Source organism: Caballeronia glebae, assembly GCF_001545035.1.
GTDB lineage: Bacteria > Pseudomonadota > Gammaproteobacteria > Burkholderiales > Burkholderiaceae > Caballeronia > Caballeronia glebae.
In genome coordinates, this window is the sequence record NZ_FCOJ02000034.1 from 28,540 (window position 1) to 42,434 (window position 13,895).

Genomic DNA, 13,895 nt, shown 5'->3' on the forward strand with positions numbered 1-13,895 from the left:
GATTCGATAGTCGACCAGCGAATTCGAGGCATCCTGCGTAGACGATCTATGTTGACACCACTGCGTGCTTCACGAACCGGAGGTCAACTTGAAATTCGCGCCTCGGCGATAGAGGCACCGCTCGTCCTTCACCTCGTCGTCGTACTTTCCTGGGCCGTATTTGTCGGATTACAACTGCATGATTGGCCAACGCTAGTGCTAAAGCTGAGGCGCAAGGCTTTGCTGCAGTCGTCGTCGCGCATCATGAGCCGACAGCGGCATGAAGTGCTCGCCGGCTTTAGCATATTCACGGGGCGGGGCGTACTAGCCCGCGCGAGTTGCGTGATCAGCCAAGCGGGACAACAGCCGCTCGAGTCGTGAACGTTGTGAGGGTACTAGTCCTGGCGTCGCGCACGCCTTGACGACGCGATTGCGCCAATAAGTTCGACCGAATAAGGAGTTTGCCGCGTCTGCGGTGAGAACGCGCTCGAGATGCTCGATTTCGGTGTCAAGATTTCTAGGCGTGAAGCTGGTCAGTGCGCGAAATGCTGGTGTCATATTGTTATAGATCTCTCAGGTTCATCCTTGCGACGGGGCCCCGAACAACTTTCCGTCGTACCGCTGGAACAGCCGTGCTGGTGCCCGCCGTTGTGTGGGCGTTAGCTCACTGCGGCTGGATATTTGCCGCCTGCTTGCCTTTCGGTCCTTGTTTAATCTCGAAGCTCACCTTCTGGTTTTCCGCCAGTGACTTAAAACCTTCGGTCCGAATCTCGGAGAAGTGCGCGAACAGGTCATCGCCTCCGTCGTCCGGCGTGATAAACCCATAACCCTTTGCGTCGTTAAACCACTTCACAGTCCCTGTTGCCATGCTCGTCCCGTACAAAAGAAAAATGGTGATTGACGAGAATAGCAGCGCCCGGTGCGTCGCGGTATGACGTTTAGCAAATATATTTATCATTTTGATAACGGTAAGGAAATATCTTCCGGCACGATCGATCGTCCCGCGTTTGGCCCGAGATCCTCCGATGTTAGCCGCGAGGCGTGGCCGTCCTTCGTCACGGCATCTCCAATGTCGCCGCTTCACTCGGCCTCACCCGAAAAGACAAGCAGCGAGCCATCCACCGCGACTTGCGTCGTTTCGCGACGCTGATAACGAATTGGTGCGATTGAGACTAAAGCGCGGCGCATGCCGTATCAATCGCGCGCCGCGCGCTCCTTGCGGCGCGTCTCCAGCACCGTGATAGCACGCTGGAGCACGCGCTCCGCACTCGCCTTCAGGTTGAGGAACCGGCAGCCCAGAATGGTCCGATGCTCGCCCGTTGGAGTGACCATCTTCCGGGTTGCGACGACCTCCAGATCGACTAACACGACGCCGAGCCCGCCCACCTGAAGTTTTACGTCGTTCCAGACGGTCCCCGCCGCGAGCCTTTCGAAGCGTGCGTCCCGCGCACGCAGCGCCATGCCGCCGAGCGAAAGGTCGTGCAGTTCGAACCGGAACGCGGCGCCCGCTCCGTCGACTCCGCTCGCGACGAACGGGTCGAACATGGGCGTATCGACGCGATGGAAATCCCGGCGCTGCACGTAATGAAGCAGCGCGGGAAACGGCACTTCGAATGCCGGACGCCCTTCGAACGTCACGACCACGGCGCCGCCCGTCACGAAATGCGTCCGGATGCCCGAAGGCTGGCTGCGGAACGTGAGCTCGTCCGCATCGACCAGCGCGCGGTTGTCCCGCGCCGTGCTGCCGAAATCGAAGAGAAAACGCGCGCGGCGCGAATCGACGTCGAGCAGTTGCGCGACGAACTGCGTGTCGCCGAACTCGACTATTAGGAAATCGCGGCGCGCAAGCGACGCCCGCAGGCATACCGCGATCTGCAGCGTATGCCGCTGCGCATAGCGGTCGTCGGTCTCCCACGCATTCGTTGTCGAGGTGCTTGCTCCGCTCAGGGTAGGTTCGGCAATCATCGTGGTGTCGTTATTCTGCCGGGCGGCCTCCCGGCGTATCGCTCTCTTTGCTATATCTTATCAAATTGATAATCTAATGTACGAACATCACGTGGATAATCATCCTGAATCTTGAAACGAGCGACGCCCCTGGGACGACGGGGTTCATCAATGATCTGGCCGGCTACCCGTTTCCGGGCCGCGGCACCGGCAGAAAATGCAGCAGCGCCTTGAGCGTGTAAATGACGATGACGGTTCCCGCCAGATCGCCGACGAACATCGCGAAAAATCTCGACGTGATGTTCTGCGCGTCGCCCTGAAGATAGAACCAGATGTTGTGCAGCAATGAACCGGCGATCGCGTACGCGACTGTCAGGATCATCAGCCTGCCCGCCGTCAGATTCGACAGCGATGCGTTCAGCCCGTAGGTCTCGCGCGCCAGGCGATAGACCGCATAAGGCGCGGCCGTCGCGATGATGCCGCCGACGAACGACCGCACCGGGTCATTGGGAAAGAAATAGAAGAAGTCGACGACCCAGCTCGCGAGCAGCAGTCCGAGCGCGCCGTCCGCGCCGAGCAGAAGCGTGCTGAGCAGACGGATGCCAGCGGGAAGATAGACCCAGTTCACCCCGCGCACGAACTCGGAATGAACGAAGATTTCCTGGTTGAGCCAGAGCGAACCGACGAAAAACAGCGCCGTCCCGACGACGGAACATAAACGAAGCAGAAACGAAGACATTGGCGTGGCGAGCCAGTAAGCGGCGGAGTATCTTACCGCAGCGCTCATCCGGCCTCACGGGCGGGCAACAAACGTTATGGCCGCGCCTTGCCAAGAGCCCCGCTGTCCGCGTGCGCGTCGGCTGGCGGAAGCTCGCCGTAGCTCGCAGCGGGATCGAGCTGTGCGGCGATTCGCTCCAGCTCAGCGAGCAGCGAGCGCAGCCCTTTCTGCTGGAGCGGCGCGACGGCCGGGGCGTGCCGCAGCTCTTCGATGCGCTCGCGCCAGTACGACACCGGCCACGCGGCGCTTCGATGCCAGTGGCGTGAACGGATCATCCTCGCCAGATGATCGATTTCCTGCTCGATGAAAGTCGGTGTGATGTAAGTGATATCGCGTCGTTGAGCCACGCTCGTGCCCCCGATAGCGGCTCGGGCAAGAGAAAGATCGATGTCTTCGCCAGGCCTTCGCTGTGTGAACTATCTTATCACTTACTTATCACCCTGATAAATACTTGGGCCGCTCTCATAATTCGATTTTCGCCGATGCTATGATGAACGCCGTTCTCATTCAATCGATTCTTCATGGCCAAAAAGCGCGTCTTCGATGCTTATTTTCGCTTCCTGAATCTCGCTCAGGCTGTCCAGGCTTTGCCCTCCGTACCGAAGCTCGATGCCGCCGAGGAACGCTTGCTGGAAGCACTCACAGCGTCCTGGCATGCGGGTCATACGCTGACGGTCACGGAGACGATGGCCCTTTCGGTGGCGGGCGCGCCCGCCACCGTGCATCGCAAGCTGACGAACCTGAGGAACCAGGGTCTCGTGTCCGTCGACGAGAGCAGCGACGATCTGCGCGTCAAGACCGTGGTGCCGACGCGCAAGGCGCTCGACTACTTTGAAAAGCTGGCGGCGTGTCTCGAAGAGGCCAAGAAGCGTTGAACGTCGCGGGACGCCATATCACGAACATCGGCAACGAACGTTATAATTCGTCGCTTTCCCGCGCCATGGCGCAGTAAATTTTTCCACCAGGTCGTATTCCCATCGGAGAGCGGGGACGGCCGGCAGTGTCCGACAGCCTCCGCAGCAATCGCAGGCGTTGTGCTGCACCCAGTCTGCGATTGTCATGTCCGTCCCGCGTTTCGAGGTCGCATCCTGCCGTCGTGCTTCGACGGCCGCGCGTCGTGTCCGTGTCGTTTTCGTTGGCGCGTTCGGGGCTTGCGTCCTTCCATCGTTGAGCGCGTGGGCCGCCGAAAGCGATCCGGCCGCGCAACAGCTCACCCCGATCATCGTCAAGGCCGAAAGGCAGCCCGCCCCCGAGCAGCGCACGCCGATCGCCATGAGCGTCTATGGCGATGCCTTCATCGAAAGCACCGGCGTCAGCGATATCAAGTCCCTCGCCACGATCGCGCCCGACCTCAACTATGCGCAGGTGCAAACCGTCGTGCCGGTGCTCACGATTCGCGGCATCTCGAGCCGCGACACGACCGAGATCGGCGACCCGTCGGTGGTCGTCGTGACGGACGGAAGCTCGAACAATCGGCCGTATGCGCTGAGCGGCACGCTCTACGATCTCGATCACATTTCCGTGCTGCGCGGTCCGCAAGGCACGCTGTACGGGCGCAACGCGGTGGGCGGCATCGTCGATATCGTGACGGCGAAGCCTTCGAGGGCATTCGAGGGCCGCGCATCAATCGATGTCGGCAACTACGCCGCGCGCAATCTGGAAGCGATGGTGAACGTCCCCGTGAACGACGTGCTCCAGTTTCGCGTGGCCGCGATCTCGCGCCGGCATGACGGCTACGTGAACAACGCGCCGCAGGCCGACGGCGACGACGAAGATACGCGCTCGGGACGTCTGTCCGTCGCGCTCGAACCGGCTTCGCATCTGCGCATGCTGTTCACCGCGCAGCAGACGACATTGAAGGGCGTCGAGCCGGTTTCGCTCGACATTCCCTATCTCTACGACGCGAACGGCAATCTCTCGCACGACAAGCCGCCCTTCCCCACCGATCCGCGCACCTTCACCTATGCGACCGCGCAATCGCAGAGCATCGAAGACACGGTCGCGCGCTGGAGCATCGCGTACGACTTCCCGGGTGTCGAACTCAGCTACACGGGCAGCTACGACAACCTCACCTGGCGTCATGCCGCCGACAGCAGCCCGAGCTTCGCCGACCCGGTTTCGTATCGCCAGAACGAGTTTCCGAAGACGCAGACGCACGAAGTGCGCGTGAGTTCGCTGGGCGATGGAAGATGGTCGTGGCAGGCGGGCGTGTCGTACTTCCAAGAGTCTTCGTCGCTGTACAGCGCAAACGAGTCGCCGTTCGATGGCGGCGTCTTTCTGCCCACGCTCGCGTTCGCCTACGGCATTCGCACGACCTCGACTGCGGCGTATGGCCAGTCGTCGTACTGGGTGACCGACAAGATCAGGCTGACCGCCGGCATGCGCGTCACGCACGATGAAAAGAGCCGCGATGGCGAGTACTTCTTCGCGAACTCGAGCGAGCCGCCATTCGACTATACGCACGTGCCGCAGAACGACTCGGGCTCGTGGTCGAAGCCGACCGTCCACCTCGCGGCCGAGTACGCGCCGACCTCGGCGTTGATGAACTACGTGCGCTACGACACCGGCTACAAGTCGGGCGGCTTCTCATCGTCGGGATCATATGCGCCGGAGACGTTGAGAGGCATCGAGATCGGCACGAAGTCGATATGGAACGCGCAGCGCGTGCAGATCAACGCGAGCGTGTTCGACTACGATTACTCGGGCCAGCAGATCGCCCAGCTCGTGCCGTTCGCGGACGGGCGCGTGGGCACGAAGATCGTCAATGCTGGACGCACGCGCATCTACGGCGCGGATGCGGATATTCGCGCGCTGATCGATCCGGTCGGGCTCGTGACGTTGTCGGTGGCGTGGCTGCACGCGCGCTTCACCGATTTCGCCGTCGATGACGGCAGCGGCCAGAACGTGCAGCTGGCCGGCAACGCGCCGCCGCAAAGCCCAGTTTTCACCATCGGGTTCGGGCTCGAACATGCGTGGACCACGGACGCAGGAAAGATCATCGGCCGCGTGAACGCGAAGTTTCAAACGGGCCAGCACTTCACGATCTACAACTATGGCGACGATTATCAGAAGCCGTATCTGAACGCTGACCTGTCGGCGACCTGGATGCCGAACCGCAAGAACGTGGAGCTGATGGCGTACGTGCGCAACGTGACCAACCAGCGTATCTTTACGGCCGCCGAGGAATACGCGTTCGACGACTCGTATCGCTACGCGTTCGCGGCGCCGCGTACATTCGGCGTAAAGGCCACATATTACTGGTGATCGTCGAAGGACTTCTCGACCAAAGGCCGTCCGAGAAGAGTGCTCATGGACCGTTCTTGCGCCCGTGACACGGCTCGATGCCAGAACTTGAAAGGCCGTTTTCCGTGACGAAGCAATTTTTGAACGAAGCGCACGTCGGCCATCCGGCGGCGTCTGGCGATGAACAGCACTCCTGTCCCACGGACCGTGTGACGCAAAATCCATAGCTGCGTTAGTCGCACGGACCGCACGCGCATCGGCGTGTGGCTCACATTCAGTTCGGTCTTGACTGAAACTCGGCCTTTGCGGTCGTTCGGCGCGACCGCGTTGAACGTCAGCAGTATCGCGCGTTGCGGACATCTACAGCACCACATAGCGGCGTGTCTGTTTTAGGCATCCGCCAACTCACACTTTCGTTTAGGTTTGTTCGACGCCTGCCCTCGACCAAAGGCTCACGAGCCAACGATAACGCGTGTGGGCAGGCGTTGAATAAACCTCGAGGAAGGAAACCGCGGAGTGATCCGAGGCGGCCAGCGTCTTCGCTATGGTGATTGATCAGTCTGTCCGGCGTGTGTTGCAGGTCGACGTCGAGCGATGCGAGCACTGGAAGAGACGTCGATGTGGGACGGGAGGCGATGCGGCGTTCGCTTGGGAGTTCGGGATCCGGCTATACAGGTGTGTATGAAGTCGAAGGCGCAACCGTCCACTCTTCGGCCGCGTTGACGCAAAGCCGACGATTGGACGCTAGATAGGAGCGCGACATTCATTGCCGTGTTCCCTCCGGTGGAGCGCGAATTGGTACGGTGCGCGTCAGAATGTCGATGACGAGCATCGGGGCTCCGCAGTGCCGACAGATGAAGGTCGGTTGATCAACGACGGCCGCTTCGTGCGGTGATGAGCTGAGTTTGGGCGCAACGCCGAGCAGCGTGCGAATCTTCGCCAGGTTGGCGCGGCGCACCGGGTTGGCGAGCAGTCCATAGTGGCGAATTCGATGGAAGCCGGTAGGCAACACATGGAGCAGAAAGCGGCGCATGAATTCGCCGGGCTCGAGCGTCATGACCTTGTGGCGGGTGCGACCGTTCTCGCGGTAGTCCTTCCAACGGAAGCTCACGCCACGCTCGTCGAAGGCGAGCAAGCGCTGGTTGGAGATGGCGACGCGATGTGTATAGCGTGAGAGGTACGCGAGCACCGCTTCAGGGCCCGCGAACGGACGCTTGGCATACACGAACCATTCCGAGGCGCGCAGCGGCGCGAGCCACTGCGCGAAAGCCGCTCGGTCAGCGAGCTGCGCGTACTCGCTAAAGAACTGAAGCAGTCCACGCTGATGCGCATCAGTGAGCGCTTCAAGGAAGCGCCTGCGGAACAGGCGCGAGAGCACACGCACGGGCGAGAAGAAGCCATGCCGACAAGCGATCCATCGTTCACCATTGGCTGACAGGCCGCCGCCCGGGACAATGCCGTGCACGTGCGGATGATGCGTGAGCGCTGAGCCCCATGTGTGCAGCACGAGCGTGGCGCCAATGTCGGCGCCTAGGTGTCTGGGGTCCGCCGCGATGGTGCGTAGCGTCTCGGCCGCGATGTCGAACAGCAGCCCGTAGATGACGCGCTTGTTATACCAGGCGATCGCACTGATCGGTGCGGGAAGCGTGAAGACGACGTGATAGTACTCGACCGGCAGCAGATCAGCCTCGCGCGCTTCGAGCCAGCGGCGTGCGGCACTGGCCTGACACTTCGGGCAATGGCGATTCCGACACGTAATGGAGTTCACCCCATTACCTGCCTTATGGGAAGTTCTGTCTAACGGGGAGCGGCAGAGCCGGTTCGGCGCGAAACCTACCGGCTGTATCTGGTTTTGTATCTGACCCGTCGCCATTTAACAACCCATAAAATCGTGCTGCTCCTTTGCTATGGTGGTTTGGCCTTCCCAGGCAACCCTCATAGGAGGATGTGATGCTCGACACCTACCTGGTAGCACCCAAAACCTTGAAACGCCTGCGCTCGGGACCCAGCGGAGTCTTCATCGATGACTTTGCTGACGCGCTCGAACGAGACGGATACTCTGCGACCAGTGCTATACGTTATCTGCGAGCTGCCGACCATCTCGGTCGCTTCATGCTGGCACATGGCGGTACGCTGGTTGATACTGGTCCACAAACCCCGGAAAACTTCTTTCGTCATCTACCAACTTGTACTTGCCCGGAAGTAAAAGGTGGCAGGACCGGCCACCACGTCTATTTCGGCGCCAAACGCTTTCGGGAATACCTGATCGAGATCGGCGTCTGCCAAGGCGACAAGCCCTCGATTGCAGAAATTCGAGAGCCGGCAATCGTGGATGATTTCCGGCGATGGTTGCGAAAGCACCGGGGTGCGAAGGAGCCAACCATTCGGCTCTACTGTCGTGATGCCGCAGTGATCCTGAAAGTGCTCGGCGATGACACCAGCCAGTGGGATCCGAAGCAAATACGCACGTTTCTGCTAAACAGTGCTTGCAGTTGTGGTGCCAGTACAGCTGAAAAGCGGGTCACCAGCGCGCGCGCCTTCTTACGCTACCTCGGTGTTCACGATCTGTGTCGGCCGGGTCTCGATCAGGCGGTTCCGTCGTTGGCGCATTGGCGCCTGGCGTCACTGCCAAGGTGTCTGAGCGCTGACGAAGTTGACCGCCTGATCGCCGCATGCGATGACGATTCACGCAGGCGTCTTCGCGACCGTGCGATCGTCCTCCTGCTTGTGCGACTTGGGGTTCGTGCTGGTGACCTGGCGAACCTTCGCTTCAGCGATATAGAGTGGAACTCCGGAACGCTACGTGTCTTGGGAAAGGGGCGCTATGAAGTTCGCCTTCCGCTGCCGCAGGATGCAGGCGAGGCACTTCTGCGGTATCTCGAATCGCGACCTCAGCTTGCCGGCAGCGACCATGTCTTTGTTAGAAACATCGCACCCGTCAAGCCGTACATCTCAGGCGATGGCATATCTTCGGTAGTGAAGCGCGCACTAAAACGGGCCGGGGTGAGCTCGCCCGCCAAAGGCGCACATCTGCTGCGCCACACGGCGGCGACTGAGATGTTGCGCCACGGGCTTCCTCTCGAGCAGATTGGTCTGATCCTGAGGCATCGCGGCATTGATACCACGGCGTATTACGCCAAGGTCGACGTAGCGCTGCTCAGCCAAATCGCTCAGCCATGGCCGGAGGTGGCGAAATGATGCCGGCCGTGGAGTCCTATCTTGCCGCGCGGCGTGCCGCTGGATTCAAACTGCTTAGCGCAGACTACCTGTTGCGCAGTTTCGCGTGCTTTGCTGTCAAACGCGGTGAAATGCACGTTTGCGCGCAGACAGCAATCGACTGGGCCGGCGAGGCGGCGTCGGTGGCCCAGCGCGACGCAAGGCTAAAGACCGTCTGTCGGTTCGCCCGGTATGTGCGTATGGAAGATCAGGACCATGAACTACCACCCGCCCGGCACTTTAGTTACCGAAAGACGCGTCGCGTTCCGTTCATCTACACGTGCGCCGATATCGAGCGCTTGATCAACACAGCCTTGCAATCGGGCCCTCGCGGCACGTTGCAACCACAAACGTATGCGACATTAATTGCCCTGCTGGTAGCCACGGGCATCCGGATCTCGGAGGCCCTGAACCTGCGCCTTGCCGACATGACTTCCGAAGGACTGCTCATTCGAAAGAGTAAATTCCAGAAGACCCGTATGGTTCCACTGCACGAGACAGCGGTGGCGGGTATGCAGAGGTATTTAGCACTGCGGCGACAAGCCTGCTCGGGTGACGACCATGTGTTCGTTGATAACGACGGACACGCGCTCAGATACACGGTTACTTATTGGATGTTCCAGAAGCTGCTGAAGTTCGCCGGCATCGGCATCACTCACAACGGCCACCGAGCCCGCTTGCATGAGCTCAGACACACGTTCGCCGTCAGGGCACTGGAGGCAAGCCCGGAAGGCCGAGACTGGGTTGGGCGCCACATGTTGGCCCTTGCGACCTACGGCGGCCTGCGTGTATCGGAGCTGACGGGATTGCAAATCGCCGATGTTGTACTCTCGTCGATGAGCATCCGTGTTCACGGCAAAGGTCGGCGGGAGCGCGCGTTGCCCCTGTGGAAGACGACCGCTAACGCGTTGCGTGCCTGGATGGTGGTACGGGGAACTGTCGCAGTACCGGAACTGTTCGTTAATGCACGGGGCGAAGCGATGAGCCGTTGGGGTTTCGCGTATGTCCTTAAATGCCACACAGCAATGGCCAGTCATAAGTGCCCCTCGCTGTCGAAAAAGCAGGTATCACCGCACGTCCTGAGACATACCTGTGCAATGATAGTACTACGAAGCACACAAGATATCAGAAAGGTGTCCCTGTGGCTCGGGCATAGCGATCTGGCGACCACTGAAATCTACACTCGCGCAGATCCAACTGAGAAGCTCGAAGCCCTCAACGCGATCGTCCCGCTGCATTTGCGCAGGGGTTCGTTCCGGCCGTCCGATAAGGTAATCGCCATGCTCAGGGCCAAGCTTTAATGGAGAGATGAACGGGCGCGGAGTTCGCTCCGTGCTCGCTCAGGGGGTGCATTCTCCCCATAGGAAAACACTTCCCATAAGACATGAGTTATAGGCGATCTCGGTTCGTGCACAGCCCGAACAGCGCAACACATGCCCACCCAGCGCCGCGCTGCGGCACTGTTCGATGGCCGACATCACCTTCAACTGCCCCAGGCTCAGTGCTACCGTGCGTCGCCACGTGGCCCCGCAGGCGCGGAAGATGTCCGCGACCTCCACCATCGGGTCTGACCGCGCGTATGTTACTCGGTACGCAGGCGCTCCAGCGGGCTGACGACTTCGTGCAGCAAATCGGTGGCGACCTGGGCGTAAAGCGCTGTCGTTTCAAGCTTCTTATGGCCAAGCAGCACTTGAATCACACGGATATCTACCTTCTGTTCGAGCAGGTGCGTGGCAAAACTGTGGCGCAGCGTATGCTCGATACGCGCTTGTCGATTTGTGCAGCTTCGGCCGCAGCGCGAATCGCGCGATTCAGTTGCCGTGGAGTCAGCGGGTCGACCGGATCGAGTCCCGGGAATAACCAGCCGCCATCGGGCATCTTGCCTTGGGCGCGCGCCACGCGCCACCAGACTCGCAAGCGCTCGAGCAGCACCGGTGAGAGCATCGCGTAGCGATCCTTACGGCCCTTGCCCTGTTCGACGCGCAGCGTCATGCGCTGGCTATCGATGTCGCCCACTTTGAGCGCGACCACTTCGCCGGCACGCAACCCTGTGCCGTAAGCCAGCGACAACGCCGTCTGATGCTTTAAATTTCCGGTTGCCGCGATCAGTCGCCGGACCTCGTCGGGGCTAAGAATAACCGGCAGTATGCGCGGCACACGCACTGGCTGCATTCGAGCCATCAGCTCTGGTTTCTGAAGCGTGATCTCGAAGAAAAACTTCAACCCAGTGATCGCGGCATTGAGGGAGACGGGCGATGTTCCGCGATCGACCAAATACAACTGGTAGTTTCGCAGGTCTTCGACAGTCGCCGTGTCAGGCGAGCGCTTAAGATATCGGGCGAACTCACGCACAATGCGCAAGTAGCCCGCTTGAGTATTGGGAGAAAGCTGGCGCATGCGCATGTCGTCCGTCATGCGCTGACGCAGCGGGCTGACGCCCGGTTGAGTGGAGGTCATGATGCGGCTCCGTTGAGGAACGAGGCGGATTGCCCCGATCATCAACATACGGAATCGCGCTGCTCCCCTCTCAAAGCCCGCCAAGTCGGGCCGTAGCCCCTACCGCGCGAGCGGTTTCGTTCATCGGATGTTAATCGTCACGCACGCAACCGCTAACGACGGCTGGTTCCCGGTGCACATCGAGATCGGGTGGACGTCGCCTGAAGCGCTCGTACGCCGCAGCGGCCCGTACAGGTCGCCGTGCCGCGACACGCCTATTCGTCGTCGCGAATCACACTGGCGCCTTGCCGACGAAACACCGGCAATCGCCAGCCGAAACGAAGCGAGGCGAGCCGAATGGCGACGCACAGGAACGTGGCCAGCCATGGCGTCCACCATTGCGTCCAGTGCGCGTAGGAGAATAAAACCTGCGCACTCGCGCCGACAAGCGCGGCCGATGCATAGATTTCGCGATCCAGGATGGCCGGCAGACGAGAAAGCGCAATGTCACGCATGACGCCGCCACCGACCGCGCTCACGATCCCCAGCAAAATAGCGAGCTCCGCGTTATGCCCAAAGCTCAGGGTCTTTTGCGCACCGGCCACCGCGAACAGGCCGAGCCCGATCGCATCGAAGAAAAGGACGGGCTGTCGCAGACGGCGCACGGGAGCGTACGCGAGAATCGCGATCACGGACGCGAGCAGCGCAGCCGCCAGATAACGCCAGTTCGAAAGCCCCGCAGGCGGAATCGCGCCGATGCAGACATCGCGCACGATTCCGCCACCGCACGCCACCATGAAGGCGACGGAGACGATGCCGAACAGGTCGAGTCGCCTTTGCCGCGCGGCGACGGCTCCGCTGATGGCGAATGCGAATGTCCCGATCAGATCGAGCGCGAGATAGGCGGCGTGCGAATTCACGCCGATACGTCTCCCTTGCTCAGCCACGCTCCCGCCGCGCATAGCATTGCCTCCAGGCCCGTACGCAGCGTCCCGTCGAGCACCGGAGCGAACTTCGGCGAATGGTTGCTTGGAATCTCGTTGAGCTTTTTCTCTTCCACCGCCTTCTGGAACAAGTCTGGATCCGTCCCCCCAATGAACCAGAATGCATAGGGCACGCCCCATTCGCGTCCGAACACGCTGAAGTCCTCGCTTGCCGCGGCCGGCGGAGTTTCGTAGGCACGCTCGCCAAAGTGTGTTTCGAAAGCTTTGCGCACGCGCTCGCTCGTCTGGGCGTCGTTTATCGTCAGCGGGTAGCTCGAAAGCGTCGTGAACTCAGGCTCGCGTGGCGCATTGGAGGCTGTGCATTCCGCACAGCAAATGCGGCGAATTGCGCCGAGCATGTACTCACGCACGTCTTCGTCGAAAGTGCGCATGTTTAGCTTGAGCGTCGCGTCGTCGGGAATGATGTTTTCTTTCGTGCCCGCTTGCAATGCGCCAATGGTCAGGACAGCGCTGTCGCGCGGTGAGATTTCACGTGAGACGATAGTCTGCAGACGCAGCGTCGTTGAAGCCGCCATGATGACCGGGTCGATGGAAGTTTGTGGCTGTGAACCGTGCGAGCCGCGACCGAAGAGCTTGACCTTGAGACTGTCGCCTGCAGAGAGAATCGTGCCGCTTCGATACCCCACGGTGCCAGCAGCGCCCACCATCACGTGCTGCCCGAATATCACGTCGGGTTTCGGAAAACGCGTCGTCATGCCGTCGTCGATCATGCTGCGCGCGCCACGCGCCACTTCCTCGCCGGGCTGAAAGACCGCCATCAGCGTACCGCGCCAGCCATCACGATGCTCGGCCATCAGACGCGCGATACCCAAGAGCCACGTCACGTGCATGTCGTGTCCGCACGAATGCGCGACACCTCCCTCGACGCCCTCCTCATCTTTGGCTCTCACGGTGCTCGCGTACGGCAACCCCGTGGCTTCGGCCATCGGCAGCGCGTCCATGTCCGCGCGCAGCATCACGATTGGCCCGTCACCGTTGCGCAGAACGGCCACGACGCCCGTCACGCCGACTTCGCGCGTGACTTCGTAGCCGAGCTTTTCTGCGTAATTCGCAACGATTTCCGCAGTACGGACTTCCTGCATCGACAATTCCGGATGCTGATGCAGATCCTTGTAGATCGCCTCGAGTTCGGGTAGCAGCGAGTCGATGGACGATGCCATCCCCTTGATCAGTGTCGACATCGACGACCTCCGTAATGACTATGGCGCGCGCCGCGGCGGCCGCGGCAGCATCCCCTCCTGACAAGTGGCATCCCGCGAGCCATCAATCTGCCTACAGCGGCAAGACGGTAGAAG

10 protein-coding genes and 3 pseudogenes are annotated in these 13,895 nt (G+C 60.8%); 4 read left to right on the forward strand and 9 right to left on the reverse strand.

Translation table 11 applies throughout. From position 1 onward, the window contains the following. Positions 1-643 precede the first annotated feature (643 nt). The 4 genes from AWB82_RS22020 to AWB82_RS22035 all read right to left on the reverse strand — a co-directional run bounded on the left by AWB82_RS22020 (position 644) and on the right by AWB82_RS22035 (position 3,048). Complete coding sequence (locus tag AWB82_RS22020) at positions 644-847, reverse strand: cold-shock protein (RefSeq protein WP_086971064.1); 204 nt, start codon at positions 845-847, stop codon at positions 644-646. A 326-nt stretch (positions 848-1,173) separates the two neighbouring features. Beyond that, positions 1,174-1,944, reverse strand: coding sequence for a flagellar brake protein (locus AWB82_RS22025; protein ID WP_086970999.1), 771 nt, complete (start codon positions 1,942-1,944; stop codon positions 1,174-1,176). Positions 1,945-2,107: 163 nt separating this feature from the next. Then, entirely contained in the window at positions 2,108-2,662 is a 555-nt protein-coding gene (locus tag AWB82_RS22030) for a hypothetical protein (RefSeq protein ID WP_086971000.1), read from the reverse strand. A 74-nt stretch (positions 2,663-2,736) separates the two neighbouring features. Continuing rightward, complete coding sequence (locus AWB82_RS22035; RefSeq protein ID WP_086971002.1) at positions 2,737-3,048, reverse strand: hypothetical protein; 312 nt, start codon at positions 3,046-3,048, stop codon at positions 2,737-2,739. Positions 3,049-3,222: 174 nt separating this feature from the next. On the opposite strand from AWB82_RS22035, the gene AWB82_RS22040 reads away from it, so the two are divergent. Both AWB82_RS22040 and AWB82_RS22045 read left to right on the forward strand, forming a co-directional pair. Then, entirely contained in the window at positions 3,223-3,576 is a 354-nt protein-coding gene (locus AWB82_RS22040) for a hypothetical protein (protein WP_086971004.1), read from the forward strand. A 292-nt stretch (positions 3,577-3,868) separates the two neighbouring features. After that, positions 3,869-5,965 (forward strand): TonB-dependent receptor, encoded by a 2,097-nt coding sequence (locus tag AWB82_RS22045; protein WP_159462616.1) that lies wholly within the window; start codon positions 3,869-3,871, stop codon positions 5,963-5,965. 742 nt (positions 5,966-6,707) lie between these two features. Here the strand turns inward: AWB82_RS22045 and AWB82_RS22050 are convergent. Continuing rightward, positions 6,708-7,700: pseudogene (locus tag AWB82_RS22050) on the reverse strand (IS91 family transposase); the annotation flags it as partial. A gap of 194 nt (positions 7,701-7,894) precedes the next feature. On the opposite strand from AWB82_RS22050, the gene AWB82_RS22055 reads away from it, so the two are divergent. Next, positions 7,895-9,142: a tyrosine-type recombinase/integrase gene (locus tag AWB82_RS22055; protein WP_200818174.1), complete on the forward strand. Its 1,248-nt coding sequence runs from the start codon at positions 7,895-7,897 to the stop codon at positions 9,140-9,142. After that, a complete protein-coding gene (locus AWB82_RS38440; RefSeq protein ID WP_086971010.1) occupies positions 9,139-10,461 on the forward strand; it encodes a tyrosine-type recombinase/integrase in 1,323 nt (440 codons plus the stop codon). Before AWB82_RS22055 ends, AWB82_RS38440 begins: the two co-directional genes overlap by 4 nt. Positions 10,462-10,542: 81 nt before the next feature. Here AWB82_RS38440 and AWB82_RS22065 read toward each other — a convergent pair. From AWB82_RS22065 to AWB82_RS22080, 4 genes and pseudogenes are all read right to left on the reverse strand, one after another. Then, a pseudogene (locus tag AWB82_RS22065) lies at positions 10,543-10,722 on the reverse strand (transposase zinc-binding domain-containing protein); the annotation flags it as partial. A 20-nt stretch (positions 10,723-10,742) separates the two neighbouring features. Beyond that, positions 10,743-11,617: pseudogene (locus tag AWB82_RS22070) on the reverse strand (tyrosine-type recombinase/integrase). 254 nt (positions 11,618-11,871) lie between these two features. After that, on the reverse strand, positions 11,872-12,516 hold the full coding sequence (locus AWB82_RS22075) for a trimeric intracellular cation channel family protein (protein ID WP_086971012.1): 645 nt from the start codon (positions 12,514-12,516) through the stop codon (positions 11,872-11,874). After that, complete coding sequence (locus tag AWB82_RS22080) at positions 12,513-13,781, reverse strand: M20 family metallopeptidase (protein ID WP_086971013.1); 1,269 nt, start codon at positions 13,779-13,781, stop codon at positions 12,513-12,515. The genes AWB82_RS22075 and AWB82_RS22080 overlap by 4 nt, the downstream gene beginning before the upstream one ends. Positions 13,782-13,895 lie beyond the last annotated feature (114 nt).